Raw genomic sequence first — 24,020 nt, 5'->3', positions numbered from 1 at the left:
TTGTGGACGAATGCGGACGGAAAGAGATGACGCATGAGCGCGGGAAGCCGCTGATGTGGTCAACGGGATCGCGAAGGGAGGCTATCTCCTGATATGGAGGTCCTTTGGCGAGGCTGCTCAGCGCTATCTACCGATTTGGAGGTTCTTCGTCATGTAGATCATGATCGTGAAGGGACAAAGAATGATGCGTAATAGCGTCCTTATGGTCAAAAACTATGAGAATTTGCTGCTCCGTTGGCGGCCTCTTCCTTGTAAAAGACCTCCATATCGCCGGTTTGGTCTATGCAAAGGGCGTTGAGAACTACACAACCTGGAGATAGGTGTCATTTTCCTCGTTGAAACGACAAAGGTGCTTGGCTTCCCGCATTTTTCATATCCCAAATCCACGCCCCTCGCCCATATACCCGGCGGATAGCAAATCACGTCAATATTCTCAATCGGCTGACAACCAAGAAAACTCGATCAAAGGAGACGATCATGACGACACCGAGTTCGGAATGGGCATACGGCAGTAAGCTGGCGGACCCCGACAAGTTCCGTGGCTGGATGCAGCGACTCGACGAATGGGCGATCAAGAAGAAGCTCGTGCGTGGCGAGCTCGCCATCGACGACAGCATGGGCAACGGTCACGCCATCTTCCAGGACAAGCTCACCGGCGACTGGATGGACTACAGCGGCGGTTGGATCTCGTCGCTGTGGCCCACGGACGAGCAGGCGTACGAGCGTTCCGATGACCCGTTCGAGACCATCGTCCACGGCGGCGCGGTCTCGTGGAATGCACCCCTATGGCTCGAACGCCGCAAGAAGTGGGAGCGTCACGCGGCACACCGGATGGTGTACTACTCCACCCTCCAAGCTGTGAAGGCCGGCGAATACCGTTCCGAAACCGGCCACATCGTGCGGATTCCCGCCGACCCGAGCATCGCCACCGATTCCAGGCTCTACTCGAGCGAACTCACCCCGGAACCGCCGCAGCAGTGCTACGACACTAAGATCACCGTGGAGTCGAACGACTGCCTGCTCGCCGCCGAACGACTCGTGAAGGCCGACGCCGGCAAGGTGGCCGTGCTCAACATGGCCAACGCCTATACGCCCGGCGGCGGCGTGATCGGTGGTTCCACCGCACAGGAGGAATCCTGCTTCCGCAGGTCGAATTACTTCTTGTCGCTGTACCGCTACTCGTACTTCGCCAAGCAGTACGGGGTCGAACCCGAGCCCGAACAGTATCCGCTCGACCCGAACTTCGGTGGCTGCTACAGTCCGAACATCACCGTGTTCCGCGGGCCGGAATCCGACGGATGCCCGCTGCTCGACGATCCTTGGAAGGTCAACTTCATCGCTGTGGCCGCCATCAACACCCCGCCGACCACCACCACTCCGGACGGTGAGCGCCGCATCTCGGGCCCCTTGGTGGAGACCACGAAGAGCAAGATCCGCACGATCTTCAACATCGCCATCGACAACGGCGTGGACGAGCTCGTGCTCAGCGCGTTCGGCTGCGGCGCGTTCCACAACCCGCCCAAGCACATGGCCGAACTGTTCAAGGAAGTGCTGCAGGAGGACGCCTATCGCGGGCGGTTCAAGCGTATCGTGTTCGCGATCATCGGGCATGGCAGCAACTACCAGTCGTTCGCCGAGGTGTTCGGCTCGGGCTCAGATGCTGAGGACGAAGCCAAGAGCGAAGCCGAGTCGGAAGGAGCCGCAGCATGAACGATGAATCCATGAACGCGGAGAGTGCTGGCTCCGGTGCATCACATGTGAGTGCTGCGCCGGAAGAGGCCAGCCCTGCGGCTGCCGCCTCCGCCGTCTCGGAATCCACGCCGCCCGCCGACCCCGACCTGTGGAACCTCCAGCGATTCGTGGATGCCCAGCGGCATTCCTACGCCACTGCGCTTTCCGAGGTGCGCGCCGGCGCCAAGCGATCCCATTGGATCTGGTACGTCTTCCCCCAGATTCAGGGGCTCGGCCGCTCAAGCACATCCCAGTACTACGCGATCACCTGCCTCGACGAGGCGAAAGCGTATCTGGTGCATCCGGTGCTCGGCCCGCGCCTGATCAGGATCACCCAGGCCGCGCTGGACGCGACCGCACCCACCGCCACCGCGGTCTTCGGCCGCCCGGACGATATGAAGCTCCGCTCATGCATGACGCTGTTCGCGCTTGCCGATCCCGACCAGCCGGTGTTCGATGCGGTGCTCGCCAAGTGGTTCGGAGGCCATCCTGACCGCCGCACTCTCTCGATTCTGGGTCGGTAATGTTCGGTTTTTGAGGTGGATTGAAGTAACCCCGGGATCGTCTCGGGGAAGAGCGGTTCACAAAACGAAGATACCGGGGGAGTGCCCAAGTAAATAGGGCCCTCTCATCGGGTATCGTCGATTTGTGAACCGTCTCAATTTCGGCCCCTCACACAACCTCCCACATCATGTTCGAAATCCGCGCGCAAACCGCACAAAGCGCACAATTGGTGGCGTGTAGCGGAACTCGGACCTCCCATCGCCAAGCCTCCCTACAATCGTGAGTATGGCAGAACAGACGTTTGAGAGGAACGAGCGCGGAGACGGAGGCTCCTCCGCGCACAACGGGCGGTCGGATCGCGACCCGATCTTCGACCGTGTCCCCCCGCACGACGACAACGCGGAGATGGCCGTGCTTGGCGGCATGCTCATGAGCAAGGACGCGATCGGCGAGGTCAGCCAGATGATCGACGTCACCGACTTCTATCAGCCCAAGCATCAGACCGTGTACGAGGCGATCATCACGCTGTTCTCCGCCTCGCAGCCGGTGGACGCGGTGATCGTGGCCAATGAACTCTTGAAGGAGGGGAACCTCGAGAAGGTGGGCGGCGCCGACTATCTGCATAGTCTGGTCGCGTCCGTGCCCACCGCCGCCAACGCCACCTATTATGCGGACATCGTGCACCAGCGCGCGATCCTGCGCAACGTGATCGCCGCGGGTACCAAGATTGCTCAGATGGGCTACTCCGCGGAAGGCTCGCAGGCCGAGGACATCGTGAACCTCGCGCAGGCCGAGGTGTACGAGATGAGCGTGGGCAAGGTGCGTCAGGACTACGAGGCCATCGGCCCCGTGGTGGAGGAGACGCTTAACCAGCTCGACGCCCTGCAGAACGGCCTGATCCAGAAGGGCGTGCCCACCGGTTTCCGCGACATCGACGACGTGACCCAGGGTCTGCAGCCTGGCCAGATGATCGTGGTCGCCGGCCGCCCGGCCATGGGCAAGTCCACGCTCGGCATCGACTTCGCCCGCCACGCGGCCCTGCACGCGAACATGACCACCGTCGTGTTCTCCTTGGAGATGAGCAAGAACGAGCTTGCACAGCGCATCATCGCCGCCGAGACGAACATTCCGCTGGGTGCGCTGCGCCGCGCCGACGAGATCACGCCCGAACGCTGGAACACGCTCAACAACTTCTGGGGCAAGCTCGCCAACGCGCCGCTGTTCATCGACGATTCGCCGAACATGAGCCTCATGGAGATCCGCGCGAAGTGTCGCCGCCTCAAGCAGACCAACGATCTCAAGCTCGTGGTGATCGACTACCTGCAGCTCATGAGCTCCGGCAAGGCCGTGGAGAGCCGCCAGCAGGAGGTGTCCGAGTTCTCGCGTGCGCTCAAGCTGCTGGCCAAGGAGCTCGAGGTGCCCGTGGTGGCGCTTTCGCAGCTGAACCGTGGCCCGGAGATGCGCAACGACAAGAAGCCGCAGCTGTCCGATCTGCGTGAGTCCGGTTCGATCGAGCAGGACGCCGACGTGGTGTTCCTGGTGCACCGACCCGACTTCTACGACAAGGAGGACCGCCCGGGCGAGGCCGACATCATCATGGCAAAGCACCGTAACGGCCCCACGGAGACGTTCGGACTCGCGTTCCTCGGCGCCAACTCCCGCTTCCAGGACATGCCCCAGGACTTCCAGCAGGGCGTGTGAATCAGGTGCCTCAGCCTTCCTCTGCCACGCCGTGCCATGACATCTCCCTCCCTTGGAGGGAGAACGCGGGGGAGGGAAGAAAGGCACCTTGTCCAACATGATCATCAGACATGATCATCAAGCCCCGTCGACCCCCATAAACGTGACGTGGAATTGGTATGGTTATGGGCAGTCGGATTGATTGACGATCGGTTGATCAGGACGATCATCAAGCCGAACAATCAGGTCGAACAGACAGAACAGAAGGCAGTGAACAGTGAAGAGTAATGGTCAGGCCGGTCTTTCGGCGAACGACAGCGGATCGAACGGTTCGAGCACCGGCACGAACACCGTGAAGGGTGCGAACAACGCGCGCCCGGCCACTCCGCGCAAGCCGTGGAACGCCTTCGCCACCCCGCTGATCGGCAAGGGCGTGCGTCTGGCCGCCCGCGTGACCCATCACGGCGGCAGCGCGTTCCCCGGCAAGGTGATCGAGGGCATCGACCCCGGATTCCTCGCCCGCACGCTGAGTCGACTGCCGTACGGCGTGGTGCTCGTGTCCGGCACGAACGGCAAGACCACCACCACGCGCATGGTCGCATCCATGTTCTCGCAGCTCGGCCTTAGGGTGTTCACCAACCCCACCGGCTCGAACTTCACGCGCGGCGTGGTGTCCGCGCTGCTGCAGCAGGTGTCGATCACCGGTCATCTCAACGCCGACATTGCCGTGCTCGAACTCGACGAGGCGTACGCCGTGCATTTCGTGAAGCAGGTGCGCCCGCGGTACGCGCTGCTGCTCAACGTGATGCGTGATCAGCTCGACCGCTTCGGCGAGATCGACAACACCGCCCGACTGCTCGGCCACGTGGCCGAGGCGACCGACGGCACCGTGGTGCTCAACCGCGAGGATCCGCGCATCGCCAAGCTCGCCTCGCTCGTGCCCGACGGCACCAAGGTGCACTACTTCGGCCTGTCCGACGACCTGCGCACCTTCTTCCCGTCCGACGACGACATGCACGCCGCCGACATGGTCTCTTCCGGCTCTTCCTCTTCTAAGCCGGAATCCACTTCTACCGGCTCCCCCTCCCAGGGGGAGCTGTCCGGCAACGCCGGACTGAGGGGGTCCGACGCCCAGACGTCCCACAACCCCCTCCCCGCCGACGTCACCCTCACCAAGGTCGGCGACCACACCGCTGAATTCCTCATCGACGGCATCACCCAGTCCACCAAAGTGAAGCTCGAAGGCGTCTACAACCTCTACAACGCGGCCGCCGCGCTCGCCGTGGTGCGCGCCGCCATGGTCGACGCCACCGTCATGGAATCGTCGAAGCTCGCCAAGCCCGCCGCCCGCCGCCGTATCCAGAAGTTCGCGAACGCCGGCACCCACGATCTGATCAACGCAGTGGCGCAGGTCACTCCCGCGTTCGGCCGCGGCGAATCCATCGACGTGAACGGCACGAGCGTGGAACTGCTGCTCGTCAAGAACCCGATGGGCTTCCGCATGTCGCTCAAGTCGTTCGACCCGGCCGGCCACGACACGATGATCGTGATCAACGACCAGTACGCCGACGGCCGCGATATGAGCTGGCTGTGGGACGTGGACTTCACCGGACTGCGCGGCACCGGCGTGCGCATGGTCTCCGGCGTGCGCGCGTGGGACATGGCGTTGCGCCTCGAATACGATCAGGTGCCCGTCGGCAAGGTCGAGCCCGACATCGACGCCGCCGTGGACGCGTTCGTCAAGGCGAACCCCGGCACGCCGAAGCGCATCTACTGCACGTACACGTCGATGCTCAAGGTGCGCTCGCATCTGGGTCATCTGACCAAGGTATCGGACGCCGGCGTGGGCCGCTGAGTGAAACGAAACGAGGACTGACGATGACGAACGAAACCACAAACGTGAACGAAACCGCCGAGGCCGCCGCGACCGCGACCACGGCCGCAACCCTCGAGACCGAAACCCCCGCCGAGGACCGCCGCCTCGACATCATGAGCCTCTACCCGAAGGACATGAACATCTACGGTGACTCGGGCAACGTGCTCACCATCCAGCGTCGCATGGCGCTGTACGGCTACGAGCCGGTCACGCACTACTACAACCAGGGCGACCAGTGGCCGATCGAGGTGGATCTGATCCTCGGCGGCGGCGGCCAGGACACCGGCCAGAAGAAGATCATCAAGGACTTCTTCGCCCGCGCCGACCTGATCCGCGAGCTCGCCGCCGACGGCGTGCCCATGCTCATGATCTGCGGCATGTATCAGCTGTTTGGCGAGTACTTCGAGACCAGCGAGGGCGAGAAGCTGCCCGGCATCGGCATTCTCGACGCGCACACCGTGGGCGAGGAGGTGCGTCTGATCGGCAATCTGGTGGAGGAGTCCGACGACTTCGGCACGGTGATCGGCTACGAGAACCATTCCGGCCAGACGTTCCTCGGCGACGGCGCGAAGCCGCTCGGCAAGGTGCGCGGCGAGGGCGCGGGCAACAACGGCAAGGACGGATTCGAGGGCGCACGCGTGAACAACGTGATCGGCACGTACATGCACGGCTCGCTGCTGCCGAAGAACCCGCGCATCGCCGACTTCCTGATCGCCAAGGCCGCCGAACATCGTTACGGCGTATTCGATCCGCAGGTCACGCCCGCCGCGCGTGAGGAGCTCGACCGTCTCGACCGGTTCGCGTCCGAGGCGCGTCGAGTGGCCGAATCCCGCCCGCGGTAACGTTTGACAATCACCGCCGGGCGTCTGAAGCGACGACATGACACCCGAGTGTGTTCAGGGGGAGACGGGGGCCGCTGGGGTAAAGTTGGAGTCGATGCGGGAATCGTGCGCAACCATATACGACCGCGTGCGGCCCGCATAAGCAGTACGTAACAGTACGTAACAGCCGTATGGCCGGGCATCCGGCGGATATGAAGGAGTGTCATCATGGCTGATTTCAACTTCAACAATCTCGGTGATGGCCTGCGCACCATCTTCCTCGCGGGCGTGGGAGCCGTGGCCGCCAGCGCCGAGAAGAGCCAGCAGATCGTCGACGAGCTCGTGAAGAAGGGCGAGCTGACCGTGGAACAGGGTAAGGTGCTCAATTCCGAGCTGACTCGCAAGGCGCAGGGCGCTGCCAAGGGCGCGTTCGCCGGCGCCACCGACGCCGCGTCCAAGGCTCGCGACGCCGTGGACGACGTGAAGGACGCCGCGCTCAAGGCCCGTCTGTCCGTGATGAGCGAGGAGGAGCGCGCCGAATACGTGGCCCGCGTCGCCAAGATCGCTGAGACCGTAAACGCCGAAAAGGCCGCAGCCGCCGACGCCGCCGCAGCCAAGGGCGCGGATGAGGATGCGGCCGCGGCCGCGACCGACGTTCCTGCCGATGCGCCAGCCGAGGGCGAGACTCCTGCCGCCGGCGGTGCCGAGGCCAAGGCCGAGTAAGGATTCTGAGTCCACAGGTCCCCCTCGTTCTCCCTCCGTGGGAGGGAGATGTCATGGCGCACGCCATGACAGAGGGAGGGCTCTGGAAGCTGGGAGGCTCGTAATCCCTCCCTCAGTCCGACTTCGTCGTCCAGCTCCCTCCCTTGGAGGGAGCACGATGGGGTTGGGCCTCGTTGGTCGGCATCCCGCAAGAACGGACGGCCTGCGGCCGACCTTCCTTCTGGTTCGCCTGTCGGCTCACCTGAGTCCTAAAAACGCCTCTGGCGTTTTCCTGACGGACTCAGCCTCTCTGAGGGGAGCCTGCCCCATCCCATTCACTCTCAATTTCCACCCACACCTCATCCCACAACAGTCCCTCGCCGCAACCGCGAACTATCATTGGTGAACTATGGCACACAAGGCGCACGCGAATCAGCGCAATCAGCGGAAGAAGCACAGCCCGCGCCGCCAGCAGCGGTCGCGGCTGAACCAGAACCAGTCGTCCACATCGCAGACCATGCAGGACGTCACACAGAACCCCGATACCACACGCAACCCCGGCAAACCCGACACCATGCCGTCCGGTACCGCGGCAGACACGTCGGCCAACACCGCCACTAATACCAACCCCGCCACCGCATCGTCATCATCCGAGCGCAAGCGTCCCAGACTCCCCAAATTCACCACCCCCGTCACCGACGCCCCCAACGACACGCTGATCACCGACGAGCAGGTGCTCGACGCGATCTCCGGCACCCCGGTCACCGAAGAGGAGGACAGCCTCACCGACGGCGCCGGCCACGAACGCACGATCGGCCTGTTCGGCAGCAACGAACCCACGTTCGCGCAGCAGTACCATCTCACGCGCAAGGGGCGCATCCACCGCATCCACGAGATCTTCGGCATCGCCCGCCAGTTCGACATCTTCCACGGCCTCACGCCGGTCAAAATGCGGCTCATGTTCGAGGCGCTCGGCCCCACGTTCGTCAAGGTGGGTCAGAACCTTTCCATGCGAAGCGAGATCCTGCCGCAGGAGTTCTGCGACGAACTTGCCAAACTGCGCGCCGACGCCGACCCGATGCCCTACGAGACCGTGCTCGACACGCTCTCGCGCGAATACGGCCGGCCCGTCGACGAGATCTTCGAATGGATCGACCGCACGCCGCTCGGCTCGGCGTCGCTCGCCCAGGTGCATCGCGCCCGACTCGTCACCGGCGAGGACGTGGCCATCAAGGTGCAGCGTCCGGGCGTGCGCGAAACCATGGCGCAGGACATCGACATCATGCGATCGGTGTCGAAATACGCCACGAGATTCGTGAAATCCGCGCAGATCGTCGACCTCAACGGCGTGATCGGCGAGCTGTGGGAAAGCTTCCAGTCCGAAACGAACTTCCTCATCGAGGCGCGCAATCTGGTGGATTTCCGCGAGTTCGCCAAGGACTACAAGTACATGGACTGCCCCAAGCCGTACATCCACCTGTGCACCGAGCACGTGGTGGTGATGGACTACGTGGAGGGCATCTCCGTCTCGCACCCCGACCGTCTGGTCGAGGCCGGCTACTCGCTGGAGGAGATCGGCAACAAGCTCGTCGACAACTACGCGGCGCAGGTGCTCGACGAGGGCTTCTTCCACGCCGATCCGCATCCGGGCAACATCATCATCCACGACGGGCAGATCGTGATGATCGACCTCGGCATGACCGGCCGCCTGTCCGCGCGCACACGGTCGATCCTGCAGGACATCATCTTCGCCGTGGGCAAGCAGGATTCGCCCGCGCTGGCCGAGGCGTTCCTGCGGTTCGCCGGCCCCACCGACACGTCCGAAGTGAACTATCCGGGACTGCTGAGCGATCTCGACGCGATCGTGCAGGACTTCGGCACGGTCAGTCTGCAGGATCTCGACATCGGTGCGTTCGTGAACGCATTGGTGCAGCTGTCGCGCAAGCATCACGTGGAGCTGCCGGGCATCGTGACCACGGTGGCGCGCGGACTGGTCACGCTCGAGGGTGTGCTCGACGAGTTCCTGCCCGAGACCGACATGATCGCGATCATCACCGCGCACATCGCGAATACGAAGGGCCTGCGTTCCGCCGCCAAGGAGGAGGTGAAGACGCTGGGTATCGAGGGGCAGAAGGCGATTCACGGCGCGTTGGGCGCGCTGTCCGAGTCGCGTACGGCGATGCGCATGCTCACGCGCGGGCAGATCAAGGCGAACGTGGAGATGGTCGGGTCGGAGGAGCCGATTCGACAGATGAGCTACATGGTGGACCGTCTGACCATGGCGCTGATCGTGGTGGGTCTGTTCATCGGCTCGTCGATCGTGTATTACGCGGGCATGAAGCCGGTCGTGTTCGGCATCCCGCTCATCGGATTCATGGGATACGTGGTCGCGTTCGTGCTGTCGCTGTGGATCGTGGTCGACATCTTCCGCAAGAACTGTCCCAAGCGCCGGCAGTAGGCTAGACCTGCGTGCTCCCTCCGGGGGAGGCTGAGTCCGTCAGGGAAACGCCGGCGGCGTTTTCAGGACTCAGGTGAGCCGACAGGCGAACCAGAAGGAAGGTCGGCCACAGGCCGTCCATTCTTGCGGGACGCCGACCAACGAAGCCCAACCCTATCGTGCTCCCTCCAGGGGAGGGAGCTGGCACGCGCAGCGTGACTGAGGGAGGGATCGTGGGCCTTTCCGGTTCTGGATCCCTCCCTCTGTCATGGCATGCGCCATGACATCTCCCTCCCCTGGAGGGAGAACGAAGGGACGGGGTTATTCCAGGTTCAGTGTCCAGTCGGCCTTGCCGCCGTCGGAGTTCGCGTAGCCCTGCACGTCCACGCTCACGGCGCTCGTGTCGTCGCGCAGCTTGTACGCCATCGTGGTGGTCATGGGCACGTCCGGCATTACGGGAGCGTCGCGCGTGGTCACCGAATACGTGTCGGTCGGATCGGAGAACACGGTCTTCTCCAACTCCACACCGTTCTGATACGCGGTCTCGGTCATGGCGTCGTTGAACGTGAGCGGAATCTTCGTGTGGTTGATCCACTGATAGGTCACGATCACCGTGTGCTTGCCGTCGTACGTGTCCGGTCCGCGTTTGGCGCTCACGGCCTTGACGTCGATCTGTTTGTTCGCGCCCAGCACGTCGCTGTACACGTACGAATTGCCGATGATCCGCTGCAGTCCGTTCTTGAAATCGGCGGTCGCGGACGGCGCCTCGAACGTGCGCGGCTTGGTCACGTCGGTGGCGCCGAAATCGTTCACGTCCTGCGGCAGCGTGATCGTGGCGCCGATCGACGTGGGCAGATTGCGCGAGTAATTACTGATCCGCACATCGTACGTGAGATCCTGATCGATCTGCGTGATGTCCTGTCCGGTGTTCTGTGACTGGAATGTGCGGACCGCCTGATCGGGCATCTCATAGGCGACCTTGAACTCGTGCGTGGCCTTGGGCTGCACGTTGTTGGAGATGTCGCGCATGTTGTAGCCGTCCGGGTTGCCCTTGGCGAAGCAGCCGATTTGCCGCAGACCCATGCCCTGGTGGTACACGCTGTAGGAGAGGTAGTCCTGCGCGCTGGTGCTCTCCTTGGACAGGTTCGTGAACTGGTAGGTCACGAGCATGGTGGGCTGACCGTTGCAGTCGGATGGGCCACGCTGCGCGCCGACGATCGCGAACTTGCCGGCCAGCGTCTTGCCCGTGCTGCCCGAGCTTTCGTAATACTTGAGTTCGCCGCTGATGTCGAGCGTCTTGTAGGTGGTGTTGTCCACGGCCTCCGTGGTTTGGGAGGAGCTGGACGAGCTGTCTGATGAATGGTTGCCGGTGTTGTTGATCAGGTTATCGATTGTAGGAAACAGCAGAACAACGGCTACCACCACAATCGTGGTGATGATGCCGTTCGACCTGCCTTTTGGAGACATGGCCGAGCTAAGTGTACGGTTGACCGGCGTTTTTGTGTCCGACGCGCGGTGGGATGGGGTTTGGTTGATATCTTGTTGCGAGTCGTATGCTTGGCCGCTGTGTGATCGGGCCGATGGTTTTGTCAGACGCGTTGACGAATCAGTCGAGCCTCCGCCGAAATCATCCTGCCTTGTGTCGTCACTGTAATTCACATAGTTGGCGTCGGCATTGGCATCCCCGTCGTCATGACTCACGTACCCGTCGTTGGAAAACGGCGAAACATATCCGTCGCCGCTACTCCCAAACCCATCGGAACCGCTGTTTCCCCTATCCCGCTTGCCCATCACGAACCCCTTTGCTCGCTGTTCTCGGCTTCCGCTTCCAGTCTACCGGCGCAGATGCCGAGTTTTGTGGACCACGGGGCTTCGTAAAGTTGGAGTCATGACGAAAGCGACTGCATCGAAGACGACAACGACCGCTACTAAGCTGCCGCGCGCGGCGTTCTGGGACATGGACGGCACGCTCATCGATTCCGAACCGATCTGGCATGAGGCCGAGCTGTGGTTCGCCGAACAGCACGGCGGCGACTGGTCGGAGGAGATGGGCTGGAAGGTCACCGGCACGCCTGTGCCCGAGGTGGCGCAGATGATGATCGACCGCGGCACCAAGCTTGGCGTGGAGGAGCTGGGCGCGGGACTCATCGACTTCGTGGCCAAGCGCGAGATGGAGCACATGCCGTGGATTCCGGGCGTGCTCGACGTGCTGGTCGCCGTGCGTGATGCCGGCATTCCCAGCGTGCTGGTCACCGCGTCGCCGCGCGCCATGGCGGAGTCGGCCATCGCGCAGGCTCCCGAGGGCGTGTTCACCGCGTACGTGTGCGGTGACGACGTGAAGGAGAAGAAGCCGAATCCCGCACCGTATCTGGCCGCGGCAGCCAAGCTCGGCATCGAGGGCGACGAGATTCGTGAGTGCATCGCGCTTGAGGATTCCGCGGTGGGCCTGGAGTCCGCGGCCCGTTCCGGTGCCACCACGATCGCGCTGACCGGCTACATCCATTCCGACAATCCGCCGTCGAAGAACGGTCCCCAGTTCGCCTCCATCGAAACCTGGGACGGCGTGACCCCGCAGATGTTCCGCGACCTGGTGACCCTCCGCCTCAAGTCCGTCAGGTAGCCGTCGCCACTGCGCCTTCCCCTTGGGGAAGAGCCCAGCAGCCTTTCCTCTCTCCTTCCCCTTGAGGGGAAGGTGGCCGGCGCAGCCGGACGGATGAGGTGACCCGCGACGAAGTCGCAAAACACAACATCGCCGAGGGCGATTCAACAACTCTGTCGGAATCCGGCCGGGGATTGGAATCGCCTTCGGCGATGTTTTTGTTGCGGCTGGCGCCGCTTCCACCTCATCCGTCAGCCTTTGGCTGACACCTTCCCCTTGAGGGGAAGGAAAAGAGAAGGAATATCGCTGTTTCTCCCCTCAAGAGGAAGCCAAGAGAGAAGGGCTAGCCGAAGCGGTAGAGGATGTTGAGCTGGTATTCCTGGCCGGCGGGCAATACAGGGCGTGGGCAGTCCGTGCGGTTGATGGCGTTCGGTACGAATCCCGGTTCCAGACACAGTCCCGCGGACGGACCATATCGGTGACCGTTCTTGCCGGGAACGTCGTCCAAAAACCCGGCCGTGTACAGCAGCACAGTCGGCGCGTCCGCATACATCGTCATGCGGACGCCGCTGCGCTCGCCGACCGCTTCCGCCATGAGCTTCAGCCTTCGTTCTGCGGTTCCGTCGATCGGGAACGCGTGGTTGTAGCCGCGGGCGATGGCGAGCTGTTGATCGTCCTTCAAAGCCCCGACTCGTAGCCGTTCCCCGATGCTGACTAGCCTGCGGAAATCCATGGGCGTGCCATCCACGCGACCTGCCGGACCGGGTAGCGGAATGAATTGTTCATCGGTCGAATAAAACCGATCGGCCGGTATGTGAAGCTGATGGCCGAGTATGTCGCCGCTGCCCTCGCCGTTGAGATTCCAGTACGTGTGCGTGGTCAGATTGGCTACGATCGTCGCATTGCATACGCCGCGTACGGTAATCGTCAGTCCCTGTTCAATCAGTGCATATCGAACGCTTACCCGGAACCGCCCTAGAAACCCTTGATCCATATCGGGACTATCCAGTCCGAACCGCACGAACGAATCCCCGGTCTCGAGAATCGTCCAATTCCGGTGCTCGTACCCATTCGGCTGACTGTGGTTGCTGTTCGCGCCCTCATTCGCTGTCAACTGGTATTCACGTCCGTCGAGCGTAAACCGCGCTCCCTGAATGCGATTGGCGTTGCGGCCCACGATCGCGCCCATCAACGTATCGTCCGTGGCGTAATCATGCGGATCGTCCTTGCCGAGCACCACGTCCACCGGCTTGCCGTTGCCGTCGGGCATTGTCAATGACATGAGTCGGGCGCCATGATTCGTAAGCCGTGCGGTCATGCCGTTCGACCCGGCAATGGTTACCGTACGAATATCGTTCGATGAGGTAACTAATTCATGATCGTCTGTTGTGCGCCATTGCTCCATGAATCCAGACTAGAGTTACGGCCGAGCGGCATACTATATAGAAAGTGCACTGACGTTATCGAAAAGTGCGCAATGACGCCGGAAGCGTCGGTTCGCAGTCGGTCGCGGATCAGCCAACTCAACGAGGAGTGCATCATGAAGCCAGCGGAACGGAACGTGGTCAACGAACAGTCCGAGCATTACCGGTACCATCCGTCGAATTCCGGCGCGAAGGTGTTCCTCTACCCGGAGTGGCTGGGGTCGTACCGATACGTGGCCGGATACACGCTCAACCGCGGCCCGCTCGACAACTTTCTGCTGTTCTTCATCCGCTCGGGCAGGTTCGGCATCGACATTCCCGGACGTGATCGCATCGTTGCGCGCGCCGGCGACTTCGTGCTGATCGACTGCTACGAACCGCAGTCGTACGAGGCCCTGGCCGACAGCGAGGTGCTGTGGATCCACTTCAACGGCGTATCCGCGCGCATGTACTACGACTTCATCAGCGAGCGCGTGGGCAACGTGTTCTCCACCGCCAACTCGCAGTTCGCGGTGAATCGTCTGCGGCGTATCGGTGATGGTTTCCGTGAGGGGCAGCGGATTTCGGAGCCGATGATGTCGCGGTATCTGACCGACATTCTTACCGAATGCGCCGGCTCGGCGGAGGAGTCGCCGATCGAGGAGCCGGAGCATCAGTACGCCATGGACGACGTGCAGGATTTCATCGTGGCGAATCTGGCGCAGCCGTTGACGAACGACGAGCTGGCGGATATGGCGTGCATGAGCCGCGGCTATTTCATCAAGGAGTTCCGCAAGGCGACGGGAATGACGCCGCATGCGTTCCTGGTCAACGCCCGCATGGACGCGGCGAAGCGTCTGCTGGCCAAGACCGACGATTCGTTGAAACGGATCTGCGCGAAGTGCGGGTTCTCATCGCCCAGCGCGTTCTGTCTGGCGTTCCGCAAGGCGGAGGGCATGACGCCGTTGGAGTACCGGCGTTCGATGCGCGAATAGCGACGATGGCGTGGCGTGATCGTCGTCGATTTCGCACATCGTCGATGTTCGTTTCGATGGATATTTTTTGCATATCGCAGAGCACTTTTTATATATAAACGCCTTTGTTTCGCGCATATCGTTAATGGTGACAGCGCAGTCAAGAACAACGCAAACACCAGTCAACGCCTACGAAATAAAGGAGTTTCCCATGTCTCACAATCCTGTGGTCACCGGCGTCGAGAAGATGGTCATCCCGACCTACGAACCGCCCACTCCCGATGAAATGCCCATGTACTCTGAGTTCCGTCAGCACCAGGGTTCCACCGGCTACGCCTACCCGAACCGTGTGACGCTCGGCGTGGAACGCGACAAGCTCACCGATCATGAGTACACCGTGGTTCGCCTGGAGAACGACTACATTCGCCTGCTGATCCTGCCCGAGCTCGGCGGCCGTATCCTCGAAGGCTACGACAAGGTCAACGACTACAACTTCCTTTACCGTCACCACCGCATCAAGCCCGTCATCGTCGGCTCCTACGGCAACTGGATCTCCGGCGGCATGGAGTTCAACTTCCCGTTCCATCACCGTCCCGGCACGTGGATGCCCGTCGACTACAGCATCGAGAAGCTCGACGACGGCACCGTGATCGTCTGGTGCTCCGAGGCCGCACCCTCGCCGGGCCAGTACCGTCTCAAGGGCACGTGGGGCGTCAAGCTTCGCCCGGACGTCTCCTACTACGAGACCGTGGTGAAGATCGACAACCGTACGCCCGTCAAGCACCCGTTCCTCTGGTACGAGAACGCCGGCATCCACGTCAACGCCAACTACCAGCTGTTCTTCCCTCAGGACGTCGGCTACGTGCACCACCACTACGATCGCCACCACGCCACCTTCCCGATCACCAAGGGCTGGTACGCGGTGGAGAACCACGAAGAGGAAACCGATATCAGCATCCACAAGAACACGCTGAAGGGCAACTCCTACTTCGCCGCCCCGTCGAAGTACGACTTCTTCGGCGGCTACGACCACGACCGCGACTGCGGCACCGTACACGTGGCCGACCATCACGTGGTGCCCGGCAAGAAGCAGTTCATGTGGGCGCTCGAGGACCTCGGCGACGCGTGGAACGCCAACCTGACCGACAACGACGGCGAGCACGCCGAGCTCATGGCCGGCGCCTACTCCGACGACCAGCCCGACTTCACGTACATCGCCCCATACGAGGTGAAGACCTGGTCGCAGTTCTGGTTCCCGATCCACGGCACCAAGGCCCCGACCTTCGCCAACATCCACGGCGTAGTCAACCTCGACAAGGCCAACAGCGAAGTGCGCATCGCCGTCACCAAGAGCGTGGCCGACGCCGTGCTCGAAGTGTCCGACGGTGACGACGTGGTGCTGCGCGAGACCATCACGCTCGACCCCGGCGACTACCGCAAGTTCGACGTGGCGCTGCCCGCCGACGTCTACACGCTGCGCCTGACCGCCGCCGACGGCACCGTGCTCATGGACTACACCGAGGACAAGCCCGACGTGCTGCGCATCCCCGAGGACAACCCCGGCATCCCCACCCCGCACGAGCTCACCACCGCGCAGGAGATCTACGTGGCCGGCGAGCACATCGACCAGTACCGTGACCCGTCGTTCAAGGGCCGCGACTACTACCTGGTGGCGCTCGAGCGCGATCCCGAGCACCTGCCGTCCCTGCTCGCCATGGCCGAGGACCGCTACAACAACGCCCTGTACGACGAGGCTCTGCAGTACCTCGACCGCGCCGACAAGGTGCTCAACAGGTTCAACCACAACCCGTACGACGGCACCTACAGCTACCTCAAGGCGCTGTGCGAGTACGGCAAGGGCCAGGTGGACGCCGCCTACGAGACCTTCTTCAAGGCCGCGTGGAGCAACAACGTCATCTCCCCGGCCATGACCTTCATCGCCGGCATCGACGGCCAGCGCGGCGACTGGGCCAAGATGAAGGAGCACGCCGAGCAGGCGCTCAAGAAGGAAGCCGACCACGCCGTCTGCGGCACCTACAAGGCCATCGCGGAGATCAAGCTCGGCGACCGTGAGACCGGTCTGTCGGAACTCGAAGGCATCATCGCCCGCGACCAGCTCGACCATCTGGCACGCTTCGCGCACCTCTACTACTCCGGCAAGGACCTGGGCGAGTTCTACTCGATCCTGCTGAGCAACCCCGCACAGACCATCCTCGACGTTACGTTCGACCTGCTGCGCGCCGGACTAAAGGAAGAGGCCGTCGCCCTGCTCGAAGGCGCTAAGCTCGCCGGACAGTCCACCCCGATGACCCACTACACGCTCGCCTTCATCTACGATGCCCTCGGCAAGACCGAAGCCGCTGCATCCAACCGCAAGGCCGTGTCCGACAGCCCGATCGTGGACGTGTTCCCGTACCGCCTCGAGGAGCTGCCCGTGCTCAAGGCCGCCGTCGAAGCCGACCCGACCGACTACACCGCCGCCTACCTGTACGGCTGCCTGCTGTACAACAAGCTGCAGTACAAGGCCGCGGCCGACCAGTGGAAGAAGGTCACCGAACTCAAGCCCGACTTCTACATCGGTTGGCGCAACCTCGCCATCGCCTACTTCAGCAAGTTCGACCGCCGCGAAGAGGCGCTGGAACTCATGAAGAAGGCAGTGGAGGTCAAGCCCAAGGACGACACGCTCGTGCGCGAGACCAACTACGTGGCCGCCAAGCTCGGCGTGGACGGACGCGAACGCCTCAACTGGCTGCTCGCCAACCTGCCCGACAAGCCCTCCGACACGCTCGCCTGGGAGGTGGCCGACGCCTACAGCAATGTGTTCGAGTTTGACAAGGCGCTCGACGTGCTCAAGAACCACGAGTTCGTGGCCGCCGAATGCCAGGAGACCTACCTCACCGAGTCGTACACCTTCGCCCTGTGCTGCAAGGGACGACTGCTCGAACGCGACGGCAAGGTCGAGGAAGCGCTCGAATGCTACCGCAACGCGCAGATCGTGCCCGACAACTTCCGCGCAGGCTGGTGGGACACCCAGCAGCTGTACTACGCCCGCTGGTTCGAGGCCGCCGCGCTGCAGAAGCTCGGCCGCGAGGACGAGGCCCGCAAGGCCGCATCCCGCCTGCTGCCCTTCATCCACAGCAACTACAGCCCGTACATGGGACCGGAAACCGACTACTACGTGGCGCTCGCCGAACGACTGCTCGGCGACAACATCATCTCCCGCAAGGACATGAGCGCCTCCGTGGTCAAGTGGGAGGAGGACGTGAAGAACGACCTCGACCGCAAGCCCATCGTCACCTCGCTGCACCTGTCGTTCGTGCCCGACGGCGTGACCGAGCACAAGGCCGAAACGGTCCGCGCGCTCGCCTACAGCCGCCTGTTCTTCAACGACAAGGCCGGCGCCCGTGAGCTGTTCGAGAAGAGCCTGGAGCTCAACCCCGACAACCTCAAGGCCCGCTTCGAGCTGCACCTGCTCGGCGTGCTCGACGCCTGACGGTCAGCGCCAGGCACCGGGTTCCCATCGCCGGCGCGGATCGGATTCCAACCATCCGCACCGGCGACCGAACCCATCCCCATTCATGGGGCGTCCTGTCCTTCACCCTTCAGGACGCCCCTTTTTTCATTCTGTTTCGTGTTCCCTCCGGGTGAGCCGACCGGCGAACGGATGGAATGTCGGCCGTAGGACGTCCGTTCTTGCGGGACGCTGTCACGCGGAGCGTGACTGAGGGAGGGCTTTCCTTCCACCTCGCGGCAACGCAGCCGCTCCCATCAATCCCCATCAACCCTCATAGTAAGGACCCCACTCATGTCCACAACCCAGGTCGTCAACGGCGACGACACCACTCGGGAGACCGCCCAGCCGGCCGTCGCCCAAGGCTCCATGAAATACGTCATCATCCTGGCACTCAGCGCCGGCATGGCCGGCCTGCTCTACGGCTACGACGCCGTCAGCATCTCCGGCGCCATCGGATTCCTGCAGGAACTCTACGATCTCACCCCTGCACATGAAGGACTCATCGTCTCCAGCATCTTCATCGGCGGCGTGGTCGGCGTCGGCGTCTCCGGCTTCCTCAGCGACCGTATCGGCCGACGCAAGGTCATGATGTTCGGCGCGCTGTTCTTCTTCATCGCCGGACTGTTCGCCGCATTCACCCAATCGCCCGAGCAGCTGATCGCCGCCCGAATCATCGGCGGTCTGGGCATCGGTCTGTCGTCGTCGATCTCCATCACGTACGTCACCGAATGCGCGCCGGCGAAATGGCGTGGCACACTGTCGTCCATGTACCAGTTCCTGTGCATCATCGGCATCTTTCTCACCAACATCATCAACTTCGGCATCGCACAGTCCGGCTCGCACGAATGGGGTGTGAGCACCGGATGGCGTTGGGTGCTGGGCATTGGTGCCGCACCCGCGCTGGTGTTGTTCGTGTTCATGCTGTTCGCACCGGAAAGCCCGCGATTCCTGATGCAGTCCGGCAAGGAACAGCAGGGTTTCAAGATCCTCGAACGCATCAATGGCACGGCCGGTGCCCGTGAGGAGGCCAAGGCCATCGAGGCGTCGATCAAGCTCGACCAGAGCGGCAGCTTTGCCGAACTGTTCGGCCCCGGCCTGCGCAAGGCGCTGCTGGTGGGCATCTTCCTGGCCGTGTTCAACCAGGCGGTGGGCCAAAACACCATCTCCTTCTACGGTCCCACGATCTTCCGTAACGCCGGATTCGGCGGCAACTCGGAGTTCCTGGCCTCCACCATGGTGGGCGGCGTAGAGCTCGTGTTCACCGTCGTGGGCATGGTGCTCATCGACCGTGCCGGCCGCAAGCCGCTCATGCTGTGGGGTACGGCGCTGATGGCCGTGTTCGCCGTGGCGATGGCGCTCACGTTCATGTTCAACGCGCCCGGCGTGCTCGTGGTGGTGTTCGCCTGCGGGTTCATCGCCGCGTTCGCGTTCTCCATGGGACCGGTCACGTGGGTGATGATCCCCGAACTGTTCCCCACGCATCTGCGCGGCCGCGCCTCCGGCCTGTGTGGCGTGTTCATCTGGGGCACCGCATGGCTGATCGGCCAGTTCACGCCCATGATGTTCGCCAGCTGGGGTGGTCAGGGCATGTTCCTGTTCTTCGCCGTGCTCGACATCATCGGTTTCCTCGGCGTACGATTCCTGGTCCCTGAGACCAAGGGCAAGCGCCTCGAAGAGATCGAAGCCTTCTTCCGCCCCACCAAGTAGCCTTTCCCCTCTTTCCTTCCCCTTGAGAGGCTGAGCCGTCAAGTAAACAGTCCAGTGGACTGTTTATAGGCGAAGACGAGCCGACAGGCGAGCAAAATATCGCGGCCACAGGCCGTCCGCTCTTGCTGGTGAAGGTGGCCGGCGCAGCCGGACGGATGAGGTGACCGCGACGAAGTCGCAAAACACAACATCGCCGAAGGCGATTCCAATCCCCGGCCGGACTCCGGCAGAGTTTTTGAATCGCTTTCGGCGATATTGCGTTTTTGCGACTTCATCACCGTTTCGCCGACGCGAAAAGCGGATTCGCCGTACGGGTCATATCGCCGAGAAGCGTATTGATGAGCGCCGACGCCTGATGCACCGTATCTGGAACGTCGACGTGTGCAATGAAATCATTGCCACGTGGGCCGTACCCGTGCTCATCGTCGGTGAGGCGCGCGATTTCTCCCATGAGCAGACTTACGTAACGATCGATCGGCCACATGCCTTCAGGCTCGTCGATGTAGGTGAGATGATCGAGCATGGTTGCGGGATCGTTGGGGAATCGATCGGCCGTATATTCGACCGGTGCTACGCGCGTCCGATACGCGGCATAGTTGATCACGGTCATATCGGGCGCAAACTTGCGCAGTCCCGCGGTCATGCGCAGTTGCATGGTGGCGTCCTGGCACAGGATCAGCGACCGGCAGTCGGGCAGGTGACCTCGCAACAGATCGAGCAGATTCGTGATGTTGTTGCCGCAGTTCGTCGATTTCGTTTCTAGCCAGTCGACCGACAGGCCGTGCCGTTCGCGTAGGCATTCGGCAAAGATCTGCGCCTCGGTCTTGCCGTCGGTGCTGATGCTCGGGAACGCTTGGCCTGCTATGTCGCGCAGCGTCTGCGTGGTGTGGCCTGCTCCGCCGACGATCACGTAATGTTTGGCCACGCCATTGCGGATGCCCTGTGCGAGCACGTCAACGCCATGGAGAATACTGCCGCCGAACAGTACCAACGCGTCGGCTTGATCGGTGTTTTCCGTTGCCGTCATGAGCTTTGCCAATTGCGCGCTGACCGTGGCCTGCGTCAGTGTCGATACGTCCCGTGGCCCGCAGAACTCGCCGACCGTATTGATCGCCTGAGCCAGTTCGTCGAGCCGTGCCGCAGTCATGGTTTCGGTCTCGGTGCGGTGCATGATGCCTCCTTGCAATTGCGATAGCGATTCCGCATCGCAAAGTCGGTGCCGATTATATAGCGCATAGTGCAGCACCAATCACCGTGCTCTGGCATTCATGTATGAAACATGATGTGCCATATCGCATGTCATGTTGTGTGACGGATGAGAGGGGATGCCGGGCGATCGATGACGTTGACCACCCGGCACGCGTACGCTACCGGCGACCGATGCCGGTAGCGTACGCTACTCCCGCGTCAGCACCTCGGTGAGGGCCTGGATCACCGACTGCGGCATGTGGGAGTCGTTGAAGCGGCTCTCGTCCACGCCGTGCATGTCCTCGAGCGTGGCGAGACCCGGCAGCGCGGCCACGCCCAGATCGTCGATCAGCGCCTTGGCCTTCTCCTTGGTCAGGTAGTACATCTGCGCGTCCTTGAGAATGCGGAACACGTCGTCGGACGTCGGATTGTCCGCCACGGCAAGACCGTCGGTCAGCGTGAGCGTGATCGTTTCCGCCGTGCTCACGGCCGGCAGTTCGACCGTCAGGCTCAGCGTCTCCGGATCATACGACGTACGGGCTTCCACCGACGCCGAACCGTCGACGGACACCGCCACCGCGGACTCCTTCACGCCGCGGAACACCACCGTCCACGTGCGCTCGCCAGGCACCACGTCGGTCGCACCCTGAACGGCGTTGATCGTGAACGCCGCCGTCTGGCCGGCACCTGCGCCCACGTTCCACGTGAACGCCGTCGTGGCCTTGCGCACGGCGGACTCCACTGCACCGTCGTCCTCCACCATCGTGAACTCGCCGTTCGCTCCGGGGAACACGAGCACGCGCAGAGCGGACGGATTCGCCACGGAATTCAGCGCGGCGCCCTCCGTCTCCTCCTGCAGTGGCACGATCGCACCCGCCTTGGCGAACACCGGCACGCCGTCAAGACCACGCCATGCCTCGAGACGACGACCGTCGGCCGGACGGGACACGTAATGACGTCCGGTGAAGAAGTCGAACCACGTGCCCTGCGGCAGCCACACGTCGGCCTTGGCCATCTGCACGTCGCGGTCGGCGGGGGAGACAATCGGCGCGACCAGCAGCTCGGTGCCGAAACGGAACTCGTCGACCAGCTTGTACGCGTCGCGGATCTCCGGGTAATCCCAGTACAGCGGCTGCACGATCGGCTCGCCGTCCTCGGCCGCGCGCCAGTTCATCGTGTACAGGTACGGGATCAGCGCGTGACGCAGACGCAGCGTGGCGGTCATCGCGTCGCGCACCTCGGTGTGGAAGTTCCACGGTTCCTTGCCGTTGAACGGCGAATCGGTGGAATGCAGACGGTTGATCGGGCTGAACGTGCCCAGCTGATACCAACGCGCCTCCAGCTCCTCGTCACGGTAGCCGAACATGTGACCGCCGATGTCGTGGCTCCACCAGCCGTAGCCGATGTTGCTCGCCGTGGCGGTGAACTCGGGCTGGAACTTCAGCGACTCCCACGTCACCACGGTGTCGCCGGAGAAGCCGATCGGGTAGCGGTGCGAACCCGGGCCGGCGTAGCGCGAGAACGTGAGCGGACGGGCGTCCATGCGCTGCGCCGGATCGTCGTCCTCACCGTCGCGGCTGGCGTCGGCACGCGCCGAATCCAGGTAATGCAGATGGTTGAGCATCCACAGCGGGTCGAGGCCGCGCTGACGGGTCACGCCGCCCTGCTGCCAGTCCAGCCACCAGAAATCAACGCCCTCGTCCTCCATCGGATGATGCAGCTTGTCGAAGTACGCGTTCATGAACGTCGGATCGGTCAGGTCGAACTGCACGGCCTCGCCGGTCTTCGGATCGATGCCCACGGCCTCGGCCACCTCGGGATACAACTCCTCGAACGCGCGCACGCCGTCACGCGGATGCACGTTCAGCGTGGTCTTCATGCCGTGGTCGTGCAGCCAGTGCAGGAAGCGCTGCGGATTCGGGAAGAAGTCCTTGTTCCACGTGTAGCCGGTCCAGCCGGAACCGTACTTCGGATCGACCGCGTCCACCAGATGCCAGTCCATGTCGATCACGGCCGTGGTGAACGGGATACCCTCCTTCTCGAACCGCGTGACGAGCTCCTGATACTCGGCCTCGGTGTAGCGGTGGTAGCGGCTCCACCAGTTGCCCAGCACGAAACGCGGCAGCAGGGGAGTGGGGCCGGTGAGCTTGTAGAAGTCGTGCACGGCCTCGCGGTAACGATGACCATAGCCGAACACGTAGAAGTCCTCGGTGGGTTCGCTCTTCGGCGTGACCCACGTGCCGAACGGGTTCTCATGACCGTTCACCTCGCTGGCCTCGACGATGAGGTTCGACTGCGAATCGTCGATCATCGCCCAGCCGTCGGTGTTGATCACGCCGGGGCCAACGGGCGTACGGCCGTTGACCATGTCGAGCGTGCGCGCGGTGCCGCCGAGGTTGTGCGTCTGCTCGTCGCCGTAATGCCACGTGTTATCGGTGGACTTCACGCCCTTGACGGTGACGTACAGGCCCTCCTTGGTGAACGGCTTCTGGTTGTACGAGACGTGCAGGTGCGGGGTGTCGATCTCCAGCCAGCCGTCACGTTCGATCGCCGAGAACTGCGGCAGGTCGTCGCCGTATGCGGCCTGGAAGTCGCGCACGAACGCGGTCTGCGTGGGCGCATCGATGAACCTGCCGGAGTCGGACCACTCGAAACGGACGAGCGATTCGGTGATGATGCCGATGCGCCACTGCTTGCCTTCCGCCTCACCGCCGAGCGTGACTGCGGGATTCATGGCGGGGGCGGTGCCGAGTGCCTTGAGCGAGAAGAGGGATTTGTCGACCATATGAACTCCTTCGTTGCATGTGTCATGATGTGCGTGATGTCTGACGCACTATTATGCTAGCGCTTGCGCATATGATACGCAAGCAGTTCGTCGTGTTGA

15 protein-coding genes are annotated in these 24,020 nt (G+C 62.7%); 11 read left to right on the top strand and 4 right to left on the bottom strand.

The features are described 5' to 3' along the window. Positions 1–477: 477 nt before the first annotated feature. The 7 genes from D2E23_RS08515 (at position 478) to D2E23_RS08485 (ending at position 9,772) form a co-directional block, all read left to right on the top strand. Positions 478–1,710, top strand: a complete 1,233-nt coding sequence (locus D2E23_RS08515) for a TIGR02452 family protein (protein WP_126030487.1) — start codon at positions 478–480, stop codon at positions 1,708–1,710. Further along, complete coding sequence (locus D2E23_RS08510) at positions 1,707–2,255, top strand: DUF1810 domain-containing protein (RefSeq protein WP_206432025.1); 549 nt, start codon at positions 1,707–1,709, stop codon at positions 2,253–2,255. Before D2E23_RS08515 ends, D2E23_RS08510 begins: the two co-directional genes overlap by 4 nt. 265 nt (positions 2,256–2,520) lie before the next feature. Continuing rightward, positions 2,521–3,936 carry a replicative DNA helicase gene (gene dnaB / locus D2E23_RS08505; protein ID WP_126030486.1) on the top strand — a complete coding sequence of 472 codons (1,416 nt, stop codon included), beginning with the start codon at positions 2,521–2,523 and terminating at the stop codon, positions 3,934–3,936. Positions 3,937–4,267: 331 nt separating this feature from the next. Continuing rightward, the gene (locus tag D2E23_RS08500) at positions 4,268–5,770 is read left to right on the top strand and encodes a Mur ligase family protein (RefSeq protein WP_126030526.1); all 1,503 of its coding nucleotides are present in this window, start codon (positions 4,268–4,270) and stop codon (positions 5,768–5,770) included. Positions 5,771–5,904: 134 nt separating this feature from the next. After that, a complete protein-coding gene (locus D2E23_RS08495) occupies positions 5,905–6,633 on the top strand; it encodes a type 1 glutamine amidotransferase (protein WP_240541694.1) in 729 nt (242 codons plus the stop codon). Between the two features lie 207 nt (positions 6,634–6,840). Further along, a complete protein-coding gene (locus D2E23_RS08490) occupies positions 6,841–7,335 on the top strand; it encodes a phasin family protein (protein ID WP_126030484.1) in 495 nt (164 codons plus the stop codon). A 553-nt stretch (positions 7,336–7,888) separates the two neighbouring features. Continuing rightward, complete coding sequence (locus D2E23_RS08485; protein WP_126030525.1) at positions 7,889–9,772, top strand: ABC1 kinase family protein; 1,884 nt, start codon at positions 7,889–7,891, stop codon at positions 9,770–9,772. A gap of 300 nt (positions 9,773–10,072) precedes the next feature. Here the strand turns inward: D2E23_RS08485 and D2E23_RS08480 are convergent, their stop codons facing one another. Next, positions 10,073–11,173 carry a DUF5067 domain-containing protein gene (locus D2E23_RS08480; protein WP_164520751.1) on the bottom strand — a complete coding sequence of 367 codons (1,101 nt, stop codon included), beginning with the start codon at positions 11,171–11,173 and terminating at the stop codon, positions 10,073–10,075. Positions 11,174–11,639: 466 nt separating this feature from the next. On the opposite strand from D2E23_RS08480, the gene D2E23_RS08475 reads away from it, so the two are divergent. Next, entirely contained in the window at positions 11,640–12,371 is a 732-nt protein-coding gene (locus D2E23_RS08475) for an HAD family hydrolase (RefSeq protein ID WP_126030482.1), read from the top strand. Positions 12,372–12,693: 322 nt separating this feature from the next. On the opposite strand, the gene D2E23_RS08470 is transcribed toward D2E23_RS08475, so the two are convergent. Then, positions 12,694–13,755 carry a galactose-1-epimerase gene (locus D2E23_RS08470; protein ID WP_126030481.1) on the bottom strand — a complete coding sequence of 354 codons (1,062 nt, stop codon included), beginning with the start codon at positions 13,753–13,755 and terminating at the stop codon, positions 12,694–12,696. Positions 13,756–13,890: 135 nt separating this feature from the next. On the opposite strand from D2E23_RS08470, the gene D2E23_RS08465 reads away from it, so the two are divergent. From D2E23_RS08465 to D2E23_RS08455, 3 genes are all read left to right on the top strand, one after another. Next, complete coding sequence (locus tag D2E23_RS08465; protein WP_164520750.1) at positions 13,891–14,748, top strand: AraC family transcriptional regulator; 858 nt, start codon at positions 13,891–13,893, stop codon at positions 14,746–14,748. Positions 14,749–14,938: 190 nt separating this feature from the next. Continuing rightward, a complete protein-coding gene (locus tag D2E23_RS08460; protein ID WP_164520749.1) occupies positions 14,939–18,220 on the top strand; it encodes a tetratricopeptide repeat protein in 3,282 nt (1,093 codons plus the stop codon). 228 nt (positions 18,221–18,448) lie between these two features. After that, entirely contained in the window at positions 18,449–19,948 is a 1,500-nt protein-coding gene (locus tag D2E23_RS08455) for a sugar porter family MFS transporter (protein WP_276313600.1), read from the top strand. Between the two features lie 274 nt (positions 19,949–20,222). Here D2E23_RS08455 and D2E23_RS08450 read toward each other — a convergent pair whose 3' ends face one another. Further along, complete coding sequence (locus D2E23_RS08450) at positions 20,223–21,194, bottom strand: YdcF family protein (protein ID WP_338142182.1); 972 nt, start codon at positions 21,192–21,194, stop codon at positions 20,223–20,225. A gap of 150 nt (positions 21,195–21,344) precedes the next feature. Further along, positions 21,345–23,921, bottom strand: coding sequence for a glycoside hydrolase family 31 protein (locus D2E23_RS08445; protein ID WP_126030477.1), 2,577 nt, complete (start codon positions 23,919–23,921; stop codon positions 21,345–21,347). Positions 23,922–24,020 lie beyond the last annotated feature (99 nt).

The organism is Bifidobacterium callimiconis, from assembly GCF_003952005.1.
Taxonomy (GTDB): Bacteria; Actinomycetota; Actinomycetes; order Actinomycetales; family Bifidobacteriaceae; genus Galliscardovia; species Galliscardovia callimiconis.
Note: the sequence above shows the minus strand (reverse complement) of the source record. Positions and strands in the feature narration are given on the sequence as shown.